Source organism: Psychrobacillus sp. FSL W7-1493 (assembly GCF_038004905.1).
In the GTDB taxonomy this organism is placed as follows: Bacteria; Bacillota; Bacilli; order Bacillales_A; family Planococcaceae; genus Psychrobacillus.
Genome location: NZ_JBBOSB010000001.1, coordinates 3,345,696 through 3,363,803, shown reverse-complemented (window position 1 = coordinate 3,363,803; position 18,108 = coordinate 3,345,696). Strand labels below are relative to the sequence as shown.

The following is an 18,108-nucleotide window of genomic DNA, read 5'->3' as shown; positions in this document are numbered from 1 at the left end:
AACAGTTCAAGGAGAAAATATAATGTCATGGTACTTAGAGAGTGTTTATAAAAGAAATAAAGAAGCGCCCTATACTTTTTATATTCCTAGCCAGGAAGTAATTGATATTTTAAGAATAGGAGATATGGTCAAATTAATTTTCGAATTCGAGACTAGAGCAGACGGGTATGCAGGTGAAAGGATGTGGGTGAAAATTACCCATAGGGATATGGAAAACTTTAAGGGAGTTCTTTCAAACGACCCAATCAATATAAGTGAATTAAAAATTGGACAAGAAATTTCATTTCGTGCAGTACATATATGTGACACTGAGTATAACGATCCAAATGCTTCTAAATGGGATTATTATTTTGATACGAAAATAATTGTAAGCAACGATGTTTTAGAGAGAAATGAATTTAATTTTATGTTAAAAGATGATCCAAAAGATGCTCAAGATTCTGGTTGGTCTGTTTTAAGTGGTTACGAAGATGATAGATTTTTAAGTAATTCTGATAATTTTCAGTATATATCCATAGGTGTAATTTTAAATATAGATGACTCTGTTCTATCTTTTATTGATGAGCCACCTCTATGTGCATATGAAAGAAATGACCACGGTGTCTTCTATAAAATAGAAGATTACGATTGGGAGTCTTACTTAGCTTAGGAAGGGATTTATATGAACATTGCTCAATTAAAAGAAGTACTATTTAAGCAAGCTACCATTTTTGATACGGGTGGACATCAACCAACAGAAGAATTAGGTGAGAGCTGGATTGGAAAGGTCATGTGGGGAAAAGAAGAAAATATATCTTCCCAGTATGAGCCTTTAAGTACAATCTTTTTAAGCAATCTCCCTTACGTACCGGAGGAATTAAAAAACATTCAATTAATCACTATTTATATGGACTTTAATGTATATGATCATTTAAACAATGATAATTTAGCGTCTTTTTTTATGATTAATTGCTATACAAGCCTCAACGAATTACATAAAATAAACGATCAATCTGCAAGGACGAAACCTTTTCCATTAAAACCGAAACTAGTTGAGAATGATGCTCCCGCCTGGGACTCTGATGATATACCACCAGAAATTGTAGACGAGATTTTACGCATTGAATTAGAGGATGCGATCGAATATTACGATGATATCGTGGAAGATATCTATCCTATGCATAAGGTTGGAGGATATCCTTCCTTTACCCAGAGCGGAGTCTCCTATGGTGACGAATATCCCTTTGTCTTTCAGATAAGCTCTGATGCGAAAGCGCAATTCAACATAGTAGACAGTGGTAGCTTCTATTTTTTCTATAATCAAGACAAACAAGAGTGGATTGTGTACTGTGATTTTTATTAATAGCATTAGGGGTGAGTATCTCTCGAATATTTTCTAATAGGAGATGGACATTTTTTACTTAAGCTACAAAAATGCTACTCCCCTAGCTTTATAGAAGGTCAGAAAGTGAAACGTGAAATGATTTCGATAATATGAATGTAAAAATTTCACTGAAATCACCTTTAATCAATTACTACTGTTTTTTTACCTCGCTTGAGCTGGAGAAGATTCATTTCTCAAAATAGTTAAACACGAACCTTTTCTAAAATTGATTGTAGCGGCAGGCGGTGGCACAAGTAGGGATGAGTGAGACAGCTCAGACATCACAACCTTGCGCGTAAGCGACAGGTGATGACTTATCGCTCCCCCCCTCGAAAGATCGTCCGAGATATGAGCGAAAATCAATTCTACTTTCCACATATAAAAGTATATAAACTTGAATATTCTTTATTAATTGTTCGTATTTTTGAAATTATGAAACGGATGCCTTTCTCAAATCCCGACATCATCTCGACAACATCTAAATATAAGGTATAATAAATGCAAGAAACAATAGAATAACATTTGCGTAAAGGTGCTCTAGTTATTGGATACTAGAGTTAAAAGGGAAGCTGGTTAGAGTCCAGCGCGGTCCCGCCACTGTAAGTGATGCATGTGCATCATAAGCCAGAAAACCTGCCTTTATGTGCACACCCATTACCTACGCGGATAGGTCTGGTGTAGGTCCGCTTTCGGTATTTTTGGCAGATTTATACCTATCTATCTCTCATCCTAGGATGGGGGATTTTTTATTGTTTAAAATTAGGAGGAATGAAGGATGAAAAAGTTTTGGTTATTAATTGGGATAGCACTGTTTGTATTGGCTGGGTGCAATGATTCCGAAACACTTCCGTTAGAAAAAGAAGATAGTGTAGAGGTTGGTAGCTCGGAAACAGCATTTCCGCTGACTCTCACTGATGCAGTAGGACAAGAGATTACGCTAGAGGAAGCCCCAACATCAATTATATCTATGATTCCAAGCAATACCGAAATTCTATTTGCTTTAGGGCTAGATGAAGAAATTATCGGTGTGAATGATTATGAGAGCTACCCTAAGGAAGCCTTAGAAAAAGAAAAAATTGGTGGCATGGAGTATAACATTGAAAAAATAATCTCTTTAAGTCCGGATATCGTATTCGCTCATGAATCCATTGTTTCAATGGCAGAGTCAGGATTACAGCAGCTTCGAGATGCTGGTGTAAAGGTATTTGTGGTACAGGATGCAAAGGATTTTAACTTAACCTATAAAACTATTGAACAAATTGGCCGAGCAACGGGGAAATATGAGGAAGCACAAGCCGTTATAGAGGATATGAAGGCAAAGGTTGATGAAATTCAAGAAAAAGTTGCAAAAGTAGAGACAAAGAAAACAGTATTCGTAGAAACTTCCGATGTACCAGAAATTTATACTCCTGGTAATGGGACATTTATGCAAGAAATTTTAACGATGGTCAATGCAGAAAATATTATGGCCGATCAAGATGGCTGGTTTCAAGTTAACCCAGAGGAAATAGTAAGCCGTAACCCAGATGTTATGTTAATCACCTATGACTACGTAGAAGGAATTGTAGAAAAGGTGAAACGGCGTGATGGTTTTGACACAGTGACTGCCATTCAAAATGATGAGGTGGTACAAGTGGATGAGGATGCAACGAGTCGTCCAGGTCCACGTTTAGTAGAAGGCCTAGAGGAAGTGGCTAAGGCTATTTATCCGGAGGCATTTAGTGAGTAAATCAATGATCGGTTATATCTTGTCACTGGCTACGTTAATCGTAGCCATTTGGCTAGGTGTGTCGGTCGGATCTGTAAAGGTACCGATCAGTACTTTATGGGATACGGGTACAGATGCGATTGCAACAAATATCGTCTGGAAGATTCGCATGCCGCGAGTTATACTCGCAGGATTAGTCGGAGCATCCCTGGCAATAGCGGGAGCAGCTTTTCAAAGTCTGCTTAAAAATCCGCTAGCTGATCCTTATACATTGGGAGTGTCGTCCGGAGCATCGGTTGGTGCAGTGGCTACACTCTTTTTTGGAATATCGGTACCTTTTTTAGGAATGTTCACCTTGCCTGTTTTCAGTATGTTAGGAGCTCTTGCAACGATGCTCACCGTAATCACCTTCGCGAAGCTTGTTGATCGAGCGATGAAAATGGAAACGATTATTTTAACAGGTATTATCTTTAGCTCGTTTCTCGGCTCTGTTATTTCCTTAATGATTGCATTAACAGGGGAAGAGCTAAGGCAAATAATTGGTTGGCTCCTTGGAAGCGTCTCTATGCGTGGCTGGAGCTATGTTCAAATGGCATTACCTTTTATAATAATTGGTTCACTTTTATTATGGTTAAACCGTAGGGAGCTAAATGCAATGCTGTTTGGAGAAGAACGAGCACAGCATTTAGGTGTGGAAGTAAAGAAACGTAAAATGATGATACTAATAGGTGGGTCTATGCTTACTGGGACGGCTGTAGCTGTATCGGGAACCATTGGATTTGTCGGACTCGTAGTGCCTCATATGACGAGGCTGTTATTTGGCTCCGATAACCGACACGTCCTTCCGTTAAGCTTCATAAACGGAGCATCGTTATTAATTATTTGTGATCTCGTATCACGTACGATTATATCTCCAACAGAGCTTCCTATTGGAGTTATCACAGCCTTTATAGGTGCACCAGTTTTTGCATTTATCTTCTTCCGACAACGTAAAAAAGGAGCTGCTTAACATGCTAGAGATAAAAAAGCTTTCTGGTGGCTACAATCAAAAGCTTATAGTGCATGACGTCTCCTTTCAGGTATCTAAAGGAGAAATGCTAGGGATATTAGGTCCAAATGGTAGTGGGAAATCCACTCTTTTAAAATTGATGAGTGGCATACTTACACCTTCATCGGGAGAAGTACTAATTGAAGGTAAGCCACTGAAATCCTATTCCTCAAAGGAGCTGGCAAAAAGGCTGGCAGTTTTGCCGCAACTGCACAATCAGGCTTTTTCACATACTGTTTTTGATACAGTTTCACTAGGACGATATCCTCATCAATCCGGCTGGTTTTCTACATGGTCGCCAGAGGATGAAATGGCGACACAGGAGGCAATGAGGCTGACTGCTATCGATCAATATGAAAAGCATTTACTAGAGTTACTATCAGGAGGAGAACAGCAGCGAGTTTTTGTAGCGCAGGCTTTAGCTCAGCAAGCTCCAATATTGCTGTTAGACGAGCCGACCAATCACTTGGATATTGCTCATCAAAAACAACTTCTAGATACGATTAAGACACAAGCAATTGAGAATGGTATTACGGTTATAAGCATTTTTCATGATATTAACCTTGCATCGCTTTACTGTGACAGGCTTCTATTGATGGACCAAGGGAGCATTAAAGTAATTGGAGAACCGCATGAGGTAGTAAAAAAGAGTTTAGTGGAAACGGTTTATGAAGCCAGAGTTAGTACTAATCCTCATCCGGAACGCCCTAAACCACAAATAACCATTTTGCCAGATGTAAATGAAAAACAAGACGATAAACAAATCACAGCGTCCAATTTTCAAGTAACGGATGATTATGTTCTTTTCCGAGCAGAAAATCAATTAAAGACGTGGTCATCTGCAGTCATTAATGCAGGAAGTGGCTGGTATAGAAATTTTGTCAATCGAAGAGTGGATGCGAGCTACCATTGTGATAATGTTCAGGAGGAAATGATAGAATACCTTGCTGCTGAAGGGTTATCAGAGGCAGATACGGTAGGTATGATGACAGCGGTCAAAACTACGGACGCTATCATTAAAGAGTACAAAACACCTCTTGGTAATCTAGTCGTAATGGTAACTGCGGGGGTTGGAAATGCAGTGGATGTCTCTAGAGCGCATGAGGTTGAAATGTTTCCTTCTGTAGGTACGATCAATACATGGATTGTTATTAATGGAGAGCTAGCAGAGGAGGCATTTATTCAATCTGTTATCACTGCAACGGAGGCTAAAACGAAAGCGATGGCTCACGAACAAGTAATGGATCCTAGGACTGGTACGCTTGCAACTGGCACCTCGACAGATAGTGTACTAATAGCTGCAACACAAAAAGGCTCTTATATCAAATACGCAGGTCCAATAACAGAAATCGGTAAAAAGATTGGTCAAGGTGTATTTGAATGTACAGTGGAGGCTATTCAGGTATACAAAAAGGCAAAGGGCTGGGTGTAAGATGGCATCTCACATGATAGCAATAGCAATTGGTCTTATGCTTGACCGATTAATAGGAGACCCTCCTAATTGGCCTCATCCAGTCCGCTGGATCGGCACGCTTATTTCAAGGCTAACCAAGCAATTAAACAAAGGTAGTAAGAGGAAGCTTAAAGGGCTGATCCTAGTCCTAGTTATAGTAGGCATATCATTTAGCATTGCTCTAGTGCTTGTAACCGTTGCTTATTCCATTCATATTGTTTTAGGAATTGCGCTAGAAAGTATACTTATTGCCTCTGGCCTCGCGCAAAAAAGCTTAAAGAACGCTGCAATGGATGTATACAAACCTTTGATAGAGGGGGATTTACCTAATGCAAGGGTAAAGCTTTCATGGATTGTAGGAAGAGACACGGAGTATTTGGACGAGGAGGAAATAACTAGAGGGGTAGTAGAAACCGTCTCTGAGAATATAAGTGATGGAGTTACTGCACCACTATTTTTTGCCTTCCTATTTGGGGCTCCTGGTCTGTGGGCATATAAAGCAATCAATACTTTAGATTCCATGGTAGGCTATAAAAATGTACAGTACGAGGAGTTTGGTTATACAGCGGCAAAGCTAGATGATGTTGCAAATTATATCCCGAGCCGATTAACTGGGTTGGCCATTATGCTTGGAGGAAGAAAGGAAGCTGACATTCCCTTGAAGGAGAGAATGAAGGGCTGGTGGATGGATGCTAAGAAGCATCCGAGTCCCAATAGTGGCTTTTTAGAAGCAGCCACTGCCTATCAATTAGGCATACAGTTAGGCGGAAGAAATACATATAAAGGAGTCGTTTCAAATCGTGCATTGATGGGAATTCGTAAGGTTCCTTTAAGTGCAAGACATATATTAGGAGCGATTTCACATTTACACACAGCCGTCTTTCTTTTCTGGTTTGGAATGACGGGGATAGGAGGTTTAATACTTGTCGTTACCTAGCCACGGAGCAAATGCTCATCAGTTATATCAGCGTCTAAACATTCCAATACCTGAGATGGTCATTGATTTTAGCGAAAATGTGAATCCACTAGGTCCTCCAGATTTTGTGAGGGAACAGTGGGAATCCTATGCAAATTTAATAACGAAATACCCAGATCCCTATGGAGAGCCATTCGTAAGCGCAGCTGTAATGTATCACGAGGTAAGCTCTGAACAAATACTGATTGGAAATGGTGCGGCAGAGATCTTTGCAAGCTTAGCTATACGCTATCAGCAAAAAAAAGCCGTGGTTATTCACCCTACCTTCTCGGAATATGAGGCCACGCTCAAACCATATAAGGCAATCGTTACAGAGATAATAGCTATAGGTAAGCTTCAGATGAACGAGGTATTCGGCGAGGTAGAAAAGGCAGATGTTATATATATTTGTAGGCCGAACAATCCAACTGGCTACCTGATTCCGTTAGAGGAAATTCTGCAGATAGCGGAGCATGCAAAAAGGCATAATTGTGATTTAGTGTTGGATGAGGCTTTCTTAGATTTTATAGATGAAAAGGAATCCTTCATTCCTTATTTAAATGATTTCCCTAATGTAATCGTTGTCCGTTCGATGACTAAGATGTATGCAATTCCAGGGCTACGACTTGGCTATGCAGTAGCGGGAAAAGAAACAATAGATGATATTCGTTCAAGGCTGCCTCATTGGAATAGTAATGCATTGGCAACAGCGATTGGTGCCCAGTGCTTCAAGGAAGAGGAGTATAGACAGCATGCTATTCATTTTGCGCGAAAGGCACGAGCGGACTTCACCCAATTTTTAGAAGGACTCAATTGTAGGGTGCTACCATCTCATACAAATTTTCTTTGCTTTCAGCTTCCCGACCCTGTTCAGTCGAAGGATTTTTTTGAATATTTACTAGCTAAAGGCTGCGTGCTACGACATACGGAAAACTTTAAAGGACTAGACGGTAATTGGTTTAGAGTAGGGATGAAAAAAGAAGATGACATGCAGTACTTGAAAAAGGAGTTGACCACATGGTTCAAGGAAAGCTTGTCTTTATAACAGGGGGAGTGCGGAGTGGTAAAAGCCACTTTGCGGAGCAGTACCTGATGAACGAGCGGGCTCCTCGCAATATATACGTTGCTTCAGGTGTAGCAACAGACAGGGAAATGGAACAAAGAATTGCGTATCACCAGAGAGATCGAGAAAGTTATACGGCAAATTGGGTTACTATTGAGCAACCGAGATATTTTGAGGAACTAGTACCAGCCATAAAAGCTACAGATGGTATCCTTTGGGACTGTGTCACGACTTGGCTAGCAAACGAGCTTTATGTTAGTGACATAGAAGAGGTTGAAAAGAAGCTATTTCTAACAATTGATCAGTTGCTAGAAAAGGTAGAGGTAATGGTCGTTGTATCAAATGAAGTGCTCGATGAACAGGTTTCCAGTTATGATAGTGTACTTCTTTATCAGCAATGGATTGGTCGCATTCATCAAAAGTTAGTTGCTAAAGCTGATGAGGCATACGAAATGGAGTATGGATTAGGACATCAGTGGAAATGAGGTGGAATGATGAATAGCCTGTTATTGGCACTTCAATTCTTTACCATTATTCCGGTTAAAAAAAATCTACCGATGGAAAAAAGACAAATAACTGGGATGTACACTGTTTTTCCTTTGGTAGGAGCTGGCATTGGAGCAGTGGCTAGTTTGGCTCTCTATTTTGAATGGAGCCCCTTAATGACTGCATTTGTGATTGTCAGTCTCGGAATCTTACTGTCAGGCGGACTCCATATGGACGGCTTTATCGATACTTCAGATGCTTTTTTTTCTTATAGAGATTTAAAAAAGCGAATGGAAATTTTAGACGACCCTCGAGTTGGTGCTTTTGGTGTGATGGCCATTGTTTTATTGATTGTAGGTAAAGTAATCATCATAGCCGAGGTGTTGTCTTCTGAAAGTTTTCATTGGATATTTATAGTGATTATTCCTGTTTTATCACGAATAGTTCTTGTGACGCTATTTAGTACTACCGTAAATGCTAAAGAGAGCGGTCTTGCCCATTTCTTTAAGCAAAGGATTCATATTCCACTACTATTACCGTTAACAGCATGCTCATTGTTTGTAGCCATTTGTTTCATTGGTCTAACGACGTATTGGCTTATTGCGATTACAATCTTAAGCGTGTTAGTCGTATTTAGCTGTGTATATCGTAGCTGGACGTTAAAGAATTTCGGGGGCATTACGGGTGACTTACTCGGTGCCAGCCTAGAGCTGACGGAGGTTATTCTATGGATCACGATTATACTGTTACTCTCATAAGACATCTTCCGACGAAAGGGAATACTGATAGAAAGTATATTGGATGGACAGATGAGCCCGTTATTACTGGTCTAAAGACCGTTAATAAGATAGGAGAAGCAACACAAGTGTTTGGGAGTGATTTACTGCGATGCCGCCAAACTGCCGATATAATTTTTGGAGATATTCCATATATTGAAAGTGCTAAGCTCAGAGAGTGCTCCTTTGGTAGTTGGGAAGAAAAAACATACGAGGAATTAAAGCATGAAGCAAAGTACCAGGCGTGGCTAGACGATTATGAATGTATTGCCCCACCAGGAGGGGAATCTCTAAGACAGCTAGAAGTAAGGGTAACAAGTGGGTTTTGTGAAGTTATTACTAACTCTAATCATCCTATTATAATTACTCACGGTGGGCCTATTCGAGCATTGTTAAGAAAATTTGTCAATGACTCTAAAAAGTTTTGGGATTGGGATGTGCCCCATGGAAGCATGTATACACTGTGTTGGAAAGATAGACAAGAAGTACTGGAGGGAAAGCATTGCACGTCATATTCGGTGGAGCATTTAATGGAAAAAGAGCTTTTGTAGAAAAAAAGCTAGCTGGACGTCATGTTCAATGGATTGACGCAGGGGATGAACTCCCTACTACATTATTTCCCGATAAAGAAATACTGGTGATAACAGGATTTGAGACCCTGCAACAAGATCAGCTAAATATATGGTATACGCATTTAAAGAAATGGGATGTGGAAAAAGAGGTTTATGTGATTGCTACTGAAATCGGAAGAGGGATTGTTCCGATGGAGGCTAGTATGCGGAAGCTTAGGGATGATGTGGGAAGATTTTATCAGCAGCTTTTTGCTGTAGCAGAGAGTGTTACACGTATTTGGTATGGTATTCCACAAACTATAAAGGGAGATGTTCACAATGAAAATTTATACAAAAACAGGTGATAAGGGACAAACAGGATTAATCGGAGGCAGAACAGATAAAGACGATATTCGAGTAGAGGCATACGGAACAATTGACGAAGTAAACTCATTTATAGGAAAAGCAGTGACAGAGTTAGACCCATCTAAATTTGCAGATCTTCTAGAGGATTTGGAAACGATTCAGCACGAGCTATTTGACTGTGGTGGTGATTTAGCAAACGTATCTAATCGCAGAATCTATAAAATGACCGATGACGCAATCGAGGCAATGGAAAAACGCATTGATGTATTAGTAGAAGAAGGTCCAGTATTAGAGCGATTTATCCTTCCAGGAGGAACTCCAGCTGCGGCGACTCTTCATATTGCGCGTACCATTACACGTCGTGCAGAGCGATTAACTGTGACGTTATCTAAAACGCAAGAGGATGTGCCTTCCGTTGTACAGCGTTATTTAAATCGTTTATCGGATTATTTATTTGCAGCAGCTCGTGTGGCAAACGTGCGGGAAAACGTAAGTGACGTTGAATACGTAAGAAGCGCAAAAGTCTTTAAAAACGTTGGAAGCGAGAAAAAAGAAGGGGAGTAATCTATATGAAGCTTCGACTATTAACACTTGCAGCCATGTTCGCAGCTCTTTGTGCAATTGGAGCGTTGATCAAGATTCCAGTGGGGATTGGAAGTGCGGCACTAGATACAGTGCCTGCACTTATTTCCGCTCTTTTTTTACCGCCAATGTATGCAGGAGCGGCTTCTTTAGTAGGTCATTTAGTCTCTTCCTTATCAGCTGGGTTCCCACTAGGTCCATTACATATCATCATAGCCCTGGAGATGTTTGTCATTCTATTTGTTTTTACAAAGCTCCATCAAAAGGGATATCACTTTTGGAAATGGGTTTTCTTTATCTTTGCAAATAGTGTACTAGCAACTTTACCTTTCTACTGGATTATTTCACCTGCGTTCTTCATAGGTGCTTTACCGGGTATCACGCTGGCAACTATACTTAATGCTTCCATTGCTATGATTGTTTCTCCTGTTGTTGAAAAGGTAATGGAACGAGTGAAGACACATGCGTAATGCTATATTATTGCCAAATGGGATAGTACTAACCACTGATAATTCGGCAGCAATAGGTGAAAAGGAAAACGATGTGGTGTCTATATCAGATGAGGTAGTTGCCTACTTTGCCACTCGAGTCTCCATTTTGGAGCAATGGGCAGCTAGTGCCTACCCACAAACGATAGTGGTTCATAATTTTTCAGGGAATGACAGCTGGAACAAGTATATAAAAGGAATAAAGAAATTGTTTAATGAGATTGCAGAGGAATGTCCAACCATTACAGGTAGCAGCGAAACGAATATAGAAACCATGCAATCTGCCGTGGCTATTACGATGCTTGGTCAGCAACAGCTAAAACAAGATCAAGATGTTCAATGGTATGCCTATGGAAAGCCATGTGTAGGGGAAGAGGTTATTAAAGAAGCAAACAAAATTGCAGACTTAAAAAAAGTTTGGGAGGCAATGAGGTCTGGATTGGTTCATGCTGTTTGGCCGGTCGGCTCTAAAGGAATAGCAGGTGAATGTAAGCAACTAAAGCTCGAGTGCAATATGAAAGGCTGGGAAGTTCAAAAATCTGCAGGTCCAGCAACGACGGTACTAGTAGGTATTAATAGTTCGAGACAGCAGGAAGCGAAACTATACTTTGGCGAATACTTTCAAGCTATCATTTAGCATACTTAGCCTTATAAAAAGCAGTCCATTTCCTAGTTGGAACAGACTGCTTTTTTAGTGATTATAATATTACCCCTGAGAAACTTCCTTTTAGCACTACAGTGGTATGTTGATTGTGGCATCTAAAGGATGCAACGATAGAAGTTCTTTTCTCTATCGGTTCTAATTGATCAATCGTGACCTCACAAGTTATTGTATCTCCCGTATAGACTGGTTTTAGAAATTCAAAGTCCATATGACGAGCCAATACGTTGTTATCTCCACCCACTTTAATCGGTAATGTTGCAGTCAGTAATCCTTGAATTACAACTCTCCCTTGTTCATCTGGATTCATATGATGAATGCCTTCATCCCCTGAGATTTTTATAAATAATTCCCATCATTTAATGTAAAGTTCTTTCAAACCTAACTATATCTCCAGCCTTTAAAGACATATAATCTCCCCCTTAAAAGAATATTATATTTTTCCTATTTACTTGTATAGCCAAGTCTTACTGGATGGTACAACTCATAAAATCTAATGGAAATGAAGCTATTTTTCTCGTCTTGCGATACTCGTATCTTTATCACTCCCAATTGAGGTATATTAATTGACCGGTATCACCTTCAAAAGAAAGTTTCCGTAGAGCTTCGAGATGAGTTAATTTGTAGTACTCACTGCCGATAAAAGGAGGGTGATTACTATAGAGACATGGATTTTACGTTTATAGACACGAAAATGTAAAGGGAGATAAATTGAATGTTTGAAAATTATTTGGAAGAGGATATGGTCGTCATTCAAGGTGACTATGCTACTTCTGTTGTTATATTGTCCATTTTAATAGCCGTAATAGCCTCATATTCAGCCTTGACGATGAATGGAAGAGCGCAGAGGATTGGTTTTTTTCATCGAAATCTATGGTTAATGTTTGCTTCTATTGCTATGGGATTTGGAATATGGTCTATGCATTTTGTTGGGATGAGTGCCTTCTCCTTGCCTGTCCATATGACATACAATGTTACACTGACTGTTTTATCTATTGTGCCAGCAATGGTAGCATCGTTTATAGCCTTTTATTTATCTAACCTACCGAAAAGAGGGCTTTGGGTTTATATCCTAGCTGGAGTTTCGATGGGAGCTGGTATCTCTACCATGCATTATATGGGAATGTATGCCATGAAAATGGATATCTCTTATTCTTATAACTACTTAATATTTATAGTTTCTATTGGTATATCAGTGGCAATCTCGATGTTAGCCGTCTATATTTTTTCAAACCTGCAACTTTATATGAAAAATCGTTGGATTCAATTATTTACTGCTCTAATTATGGGTTTAGCAGTGTCTAGTATGCATTATACGGGTATGTCAGCAGTCACTTTTTATGTGCCAAGTGATTTTCATGCACACGCACTAGCACATGACATGGGGAATATAGGTGGTTTAGTTATCATTGTCACTGCAGGAATGGCGTTACTGCTTGGTATACTTTTTTTATTGGGTCAAATAGACCGTTATGTGGCGTACCACACGAATTTTTTTGATTCCTTTACAAAACTACCAAATCGACGACTATTTGAGCAAGATCTTCGAAAGCATTTATTTCCGGAATACTTAATCATATGGCAACTTCATGGATTAGAGGAGCTCAATAAAGAATATAGTTATCAGTTCGTTGATGAAGTGATTAAGCTAACAGCTCAAAGATTTCAAACAATGCGACCTCCATCCTCTGAACTATATAGAATTGAAGAGAACCGCTTCGCTTTTTTGATGAAGGATGTTAAGGAAAGCTCACATGTAAAAGAAGCTATGCAGAGAATTTCTGAATATCTACAAACGCCACTCTTTATTGATGGGGAAAAAACGTATCTTTCTTCCGTTTGTGCGGTTGCAGAAGCTAACAATAAAACCGAGGCAGCAACCTTGTATGCTAACGCTTTAGCTGTTATCCGCCACTCCTCTACTAAATTTGAAAACGAGGTAATTTTCTTTGATCCAGCAATTCACACACATGCTTTTGAGCGTGAGATAGTGGATGGAATTGGTCGTGCCATTAAAATGGGGGAACTTTTCATAGTCTATCAGCCGAAAGTTTCTCTTAAAGGGAATCAGGTGGAAGGTTTAGAAACCTTACTCAGATGGAAACACCCCATTCATGGACTACTATCTCCGGCCTTGTTTATACCTATACTCGAATCACATAATCGAATGGAGAGAGTTACGGACTGGATAATTGAACAGGTCTGTAAACAAATCGCAAGTTGGAGGGAAGAGGGTATCTCTTTTGAACAAATTTCTATTAATATACCTGGAGACTATGTAACCTCACCAAAACTTCTCCAAGTACTACAAGCTAATATGCGGAATTATGAGGTGTCAGCCTCTCAGCTGGAGCTTGAAATAACGGAAACGAGCTTTGTTAGAAACATAGAAAAAGCAATCCAAGCCGTCATCGCTTTTCGAAAGGAAGGGCTATCCGTAGCTTTAGATGACTTTGGCACAGGAGTTTCTTCTTTGTCCTATTTAAAAAAAATGCCTATTTCCACGTTAAAGATAGACAAATCTTTTATAGATGAAATTCCAGCATCTGAAAAGGATTCGTCCATATTGGAAGCAATGATTGGGCTTGGTCAATCGCTAAAACTGACGATTGTGTTTGAAGGTGTAGAAACGAAGGAGCAAATAGAGTTCCTACGAAACACGTGCATTAAACCGGTTGTACAAGGATATTATTACTCAAAGCCACAATCTAGTGAAGAAATAGTGTTGTGGAATCAATTCCATTTAGCGACATCTAAAGGGTTGGCATAGAAAGCATCGAGTGAGACTCGATGCTTTTTTCAAATTAGGAAAAGATAAGTCTCAGTGGCTAACCAATTCCGCTTTAAAAAGAGGAGAGTTATTTCTGAGAAAGGCTAGTTTTTATTAACACGTCCTGGATATTAGAAAAGCTATCAATAATATAATCCGCATGGATCAGCTCAGCTTCCTGTGAAAAATCAAATCGTACACCAATAGAGAGTAGATTGTTATCTGAAGCAGCCTTAATATCTGAGGAACGGTCCCCAACTACATACCCTCGCTTTACTCCATTCTCTTTCATGACTAATGATACTAATTCAGATTTATTGCCTGATTCAACTAAATCAATGCTATACATATCTTTTATCCATCTAGTTAAATGATAATGCTCCATAATTGCCTCTAGATATGCAGTTTGTCCATTACTTGCAATATACATGGGAAAGTCCTTTGCAAGCTCCGCTAGAGTAGATTCTACACCCTCATATAATGCGCCTTGACTGTTTTGAATTTGTTCGATAAGTGCCTTTTGAAAAAGTTGATTACTCTCCTCACGAACTACATCACTATGAGCTGGACATAGAGTTTCCCAAACAACGGGTAAAGGTACCCCCATGATCTCTCTGTAAGTGTCAATCGGAGTCTCTCCGCTCCATAGGCCTTTATATCGCAGTTGCTCAAAAGTAGCCTCAAGAGCAGGCTCTAATATTAGGTTTGTTTGAAACAATGTTCCATCCATATCAAAAATAATTGCTGTCTCCATTGGAACACATCCTTCCATTAAAATTTAGTATTGATTACTTATCACTATCATTTCACCTTTATAATGACGCCGTTTCGCATTGCCAAGATACTTAATAGGTTAAGGTCACCTTAAGCGTTATATTCGGCGTATCGCCTTTAAGTAATACACTATTAAGATTAAATCTAATTGATGTGAGGGGAGTCCTCTTTTATGGGTAGGTTTTGTGAGGTTATGGGCCATCTCAAGACTTTTATGGGTCACTTCTTCTAGATTTATGGGACGTTTCTTTTATGATTATGGGGCATATTATACCTTTTACGGGCGTTTTCCGAGTTTAGGTCACATTACTACTCTTTAATATTGCAGCATGCTTTTTGATTGAAGCGACAGGCGGCGACTCCTAGGGGAACAGCACGAGGGAGAGACTACAGGCTCGACCCGCGCCCCCAGGAAAGCGCCCTCCGAAAGCGGAAATCTGTGATTTCTAAATCGCCTTAATGATGTAGAGCTTATTATGAATTAATTAATCTATATAACATTCGATTCCAATATCTGGAACTCCTTTCCCCATCCTATATGATTGAAGCGACAGGCGGCGACTCCTAGGGGAACAGCACGAGGGAGAGACTACAGGCTCGACCCGTGCCCCAGGAAAGCGTCCGCCGAAAGCGGAAATCTGGATTTCTAATTCTACTTAACAATGCGAGATTCATTAATAAATTTATATCTATAATTCCTAAATACCATGTGCTATTAATATAATACCTTTAAAGCAATGCCTAGAAGATTAAATTATTTTAAAAAAATAACATTTTTGAAAAGAATATATATTTCCCTATTGACTGAATGCTCATTCAGTTTTAATATTGTATTAATTCATATAATTCTTTTATAATGTTATTCTATTAGTAATTAGGCACATCTTAGAGGGGGAAAAGGGATGAATCCATTGTTAATCGCAAACTGGGTGTTATTCATAGGTGTTGTACTGTATGCGGTATATCTATTTGTATATCTACTACGAACGAGATACGCATACATTAAATTGGGGAAAAAAGTTGAGTTTGAAGATAATGTGAAGGAAAGACTTCGCAAAATCTGGGTGTATGTATTTGGACAAAAGAAATTATTAAAGGACAAGAAGAGTGGAGCTATTCACGTCATGTTCTTCTATGGCTTTATCTTAGTACAATTTGGAGCAATCGATTTTATCTGGAAGGGACTAGCACCTGATTCACATTTACCGCTAGGACCATTATATCCAGCATTTACATTCTTCCAAGAAATCGTAACATTAGTTATTTTAGTAGCAGTAATCTGGGCATTCTACCGTCGTTACGTAGAAAAGCTAGTTCGTTTAAAACGTGGATGGAAAAATGGTTTAGTACTGATTTTCATCGGTGGACTAATGGTATCTGTATTAGTCGGTAACGGTATGGGAATGATCTGGCATGGCCATGAGGCAACCTGGAGTGAGCCTGTGGCATCTGCTGTTGCAACCGTTTTCCAAGGGATACCTGAGGCAGCCGCAATCACTGTGTTCTTTGTTATGTGGTGGATTCACTTATTGTTCCTATTATCTTTCTTAGTTTATATACCACAATCTAAGCATTTCCATTTAATCACTGGTCCTGCGAATGTATATTTTCACCGTCTAGATAAAGTAGGTAGACTACGTCCGATTAACTTTGAAGAAGAAGAGGACGAAGAAGCAGATGAAGAGGAAATGCCAGTCTTTGGTGTAGGTCGAGTTCAAGACTTTACACAAGCACAAATGATAGACTTCTACGCATGTGTAGAATGTGGTCGTTGTACGAATATGTGTCCAGCTACAGGAACGGGTAAAATGCTTTCTCCAATGGACTTAATCGTGAAGCTTCGTGATCACTTAACATTTACTGGAGCAGTAGAAACGAAACAAAAACCATGGGTACCTTCATTAGCGTTCCAAGGAACCAAAGGAAATCAGCTAGCAATGGCAGCTGGTGCAGAAGGTGCCGTTATTGAAGACATTTACAGTCCTTCCTTAATCGGTGATGTTATCACAGAAGAAGAGATTTGGGCTTGTACGACTTGCCGTAACTGTGAAGACCAATGTCCAGTTATGAACGAGCACGTAGATAAAATTATAGACCTTCGTCGTTATTTAGTAATGACAGAAGGCAAAGTAAACCCGGATGCTCAACGTGCGATGACAAACATTGAACGTCAGGGTAATCCTTGGGGTCTTAACCGTAAAGAAAAAGAAAACTGGAGAGATGCTCGTCCAGAACTTCATATTCCAACTGTCAAAGAAGCGTCTAAAGCAGGGGAAGAGATTGAATACCTATTCTGGGTTGGGTCGATGGGATCCTTCGACAACCGTTCGCAAAAAATTGCTCTATCGTTTGCTCATCTGATGAATGAAGCAGGAGTGAAATTCGCAATTTTAGGTAACAAGGAAAAGAATTCTGGGGACACACCGCGACGTCTAGGAAACGAATTTATGTTCCAAGAATTAGCTGCAGCAAATATTAAAGAATTTGAAAAAGCAGAGATAACAAAAATAGTTACAATCGATCCTCATGCATATAATATTTTCAAAAATGAATATGGCGATTTTGGTTGGAATGGAGAAGTTCTTCACCATACAGAGTTATTATACGACTTAGTAATGGCTGGTCGCTTAAAACCTAAGCATGCGGTAAATGAAACAATTACCTTCCATGATTCCTGCTACTTGGGACGTTATAACGATGTATACGATGCACCTCGTGAAATATTAAAATCAATCCCAGGAGTTCAGCTAGTAGAAATGGCGCGTAACCGTGAAAACGGAATGTGCTGTGGCGCTGGTGGAGGCTTGATGTGGATGGAAGAGCATGTTGGTAACCGCGTAAACGTTGCTCGTACAGAACAAGCGTTAGAAGTAAAACCAACAGTCATCTCTTCTGGATGTCCGTACTGCTTAACGATGCTATCAGATGGTACGAAAGCGAAAGAAGTAGAAGATACAGTAGGGACATATGATATTGCTGAGCTTCTAGAAAAATCCATCTTCGGTGAGTCAGTGACTGAAATAGAAGAGGTAAACGAAGAACAGAATGTTCAATAATAATTGCA

Annotated in this window: 17 protein-coding genes, 1 pseudogene and 1 riboswitch; of the genes and pseudogenes, 16 read left to right on the top strand and 2 right to left on the bottom strand. The window is 39.6% G+C overall.

The features are described from left to right. Positions 1-22 precede the first annotated feature (22 nt). From MKX96_RS16650 to MKX96_RS16585, 14 genes are all read left to right on the top strand, one after another. Positions 23-649 (top strand): immunity protein Imm33 domain-containing protein, encoded by a 627-nt coding sequence (locus MKX96_RS16650; protein ID WP_340885482.1) that lies wholly within the window; start codon positions 23-25, stop codon positions 647-649. Positions 650-661: 12 nt separating this feature from the next. Further along, positions 662-1,342: a DUF1963 domain-containing protein gene (locus MKX96_RS16645; protein ID WP_340885479.1), complete on the top strand. Its 681-nt coding sequence runs from the start codon at positions 662-664 to the stop codon at positions 1,340-1,342. A 534-nt stretch (positions 1,343-1,876) separates the two neighbouring features. After that, positions 1,877-2,018, top strand: a riboswitch (cobalamin riboswitch). Between the two features lie 120 nt (positions 2,019-2,138). After that, entirely contained in the window at positions 2,139-3,092 is a 954-nt protein-coding gene (locus MKX96_RS16640; protein ID WP_340885477.1) for an ABC transporter substrate-binding protein, read from the top strand. Positions 3,093-3,096: 4 nt separating this feature from the next. Beyond that, entirely contained in the window at positions 3,097-4,080 is a 984-nt protein-coding gene (locus MKX96_RS16635) for a FecCD family ABC transporter permease (protein ID WP_445678221.1), read from the top strand. Between the two features lies 1 nt (position 4,081). Further along, positions 4,082-5,551: an adenosylcobinamide amidohydrolase gene (locus MKX96_RS16630; RefSeq protein WP_340885471.1), complete on the top strand. Its 1,470-nt coding sequence runs from the start codon at positions 4,082-4,084 to the stop codon at positions 5,549-5,551. Between the two features lies 1 nt (position 5,552). Beyond that, complete coding sequence (gene cbiB, locus MKX96_RS16625) at positions 5,553-6,509, top strand: adenosylcobinamide-phosphate synthase CbiB (RefSeq protein WP_340885468.1); 957 nt, start codon at positions 5,553-5,555, stop codon at positions 6,507-6,509. Then, positions 6,496-7,572: a pyridoxal phosphate-dependent aminotransferase gene (locus MKX96_RS16620; RefSeq protein WP_340885466.1), complete on the top strand. Its 1,077-nt coding sequence runs from the start codon at positions 6,496-6,498 to the stop codon at positions 7,570-7,572. Before cbiB ends, MKX96_RS16620 begins: the two co-directional genes overlap by 14 nt. Then, positions 7,545-8,075, top strand: coding sequence for a bifunctional adenosylcobinamide kinase/adenosylcobinamide-phosphate guanylyltransferase (locus MKX96_RS16615; protein ID WP_340885464.1), 531 nt, complete (start codon positions 7,545-7,547; stop codon positions 8,073-8,075). Before MKX96_RS16620 ends, MKX96_RS16615 begins: the two co-directional genes overlap by 28 nt. 9 nt (positions 8,076-8,084) lie before the next feature. Beyond that, the gene (gene cobS, locus MKX96_RS16610) at positions 8,085-8,834 is read left to right on the top strand and encodes an adenosylcobinamide-GDP ribazoletransferase (protein WP_340885462.1); all 750 of its coding nucleotides are present in this window, start codon (positions 8,085-8,087) and stop codon (positions 8,832-8,834) included. Next, entirely contained in the window at positions 8,804-9,403 is a 600-nt protein-coding gene (locus MKX96_RS16605; protein WP_340885459.1) for a histidine phosphatase family protein, read from the top strand. Before cobS ends, MKX96_RS16605 begins: the two co-directional genes overlap by 31 nt. Next, positions 9,355-9,768 carry a bifunctional adenosylcobinamide kinase/adenosylcobinamide-phosphate guanylyltransferase gene (locus tag MKX96_RS16600; RefSeq protein WP_340885457.1) on the top strand — a complete coding sequence of 138 codons (414 nt, stop codon included), beginning with the start codon at positions 9,355-9,357 and terminating at the stop codon, positions 9,766-9,768. Before MKX96_RS16605 ends, MKX96_RS16600 begins: the two co-directional genes overlap by 49 nt. Further along, positions 9,743-10,333, top strand: coding sequence for a cob(I)yrinic acid a,c-diamide adenosyltransferase (locus tag MKX96_RS16595; protein ID WP_340885455.1), 591 nt, complete (start codon positions 9,743-9,745; stop codon positions 10,331-10,333). The genes MKX96_RS16600 and MKX96_RS16595 overlap by 26 nt, the downstream gene beginning before the upstream one ends. Positions 10,334-10,338: 5 nt before the next feature. Beyond that, the gene (locus MKX96_RS16590) at positions 10,339-10,821 is read left to right on the top strand and encodes an ECF transporter S component (protein ID WP_340885451.1); all 483 of its coding nucleotides are present in this window, start codon (positions 10,339-10,341) and stop codon (positions 10,819-10,821) included. Further along, positions 10,814-11,476 carry a hypothetical protein gene (locus MKX96_RS16585; RefSeq protein WP_340885448.1) on the top strand — a complete coding sequence of 221 codons (663 nt, stop codon included), beginning with the start codon at positions 10,814-10,816 and terminating at the stop codon, positions 11,474-11,476. The genes MKX96_RS16590 and MKX96_RS16585 overlap by 8 nt, the downstream gene beginning before the upstream one ends. A gap of 61 nt (positions 11,477-11,537) precedes the next feature. Here MKX96_RS16585 and MKX96_RS16580 read toward each other — a convergent pair. Beyond that, positions 11,538-11,910, bottom strand: a pseudogene (locus MKX96_RS16580) (enoyl-CoA hydratase). A 305-nt stretch (positions 11,911-12,215) separates the two neighbouring features. On the opposite strand from MKX96_RS16580, the gene MKX96_RS16575 reads away from it, so the two are divergent. Continuing rightward, a complete protein-coding gene (locus tag MKX96_RS16575; protein ID WP_340885446.1) occupies positions 12,216-14,270 on the top strand; it encodes a bifunctional diguanylate cyclase/phosphodiesterase in 2,055 nt (684 codons plus the stop codon). Between the two features lie 88 nt (positions 14,271-14,358). Here the strand turns inward: MKX96_RS16575 and MKX96_RS16570 are convergent, their stop codons facing one another. Beyond that, the gene (locus MKX96_RS16570; RefSeq protein ID WP_340885444.1) at positions 14,359-15,024 is read right to left on the bottom strand and encodes an HAD hydrolase-like protein; all 666 of its coding nucleotides are present in this window, start codon (positions 15,022-15,024) and stop codon (positions 14,359-14,361) included. A 922-nt stretch (positions 15,025-15,946) separates the two neighbouring features. Here MKX96_RS16570 and MKX96_RS16565 point away from each other — a divergent pair. Beyond that, positions 15,947-18,100, top strand: coding sequence for a (Fe-S)-binding protein (locus MKX96_RS16565; protein ID WP_340885443.1), 2,154 nt, complete (start codon positions 15,947-15,949; stop codon positions 18,098-18,100). Positions 18,101-18,108: the final 8 nt, after the last annotated feature.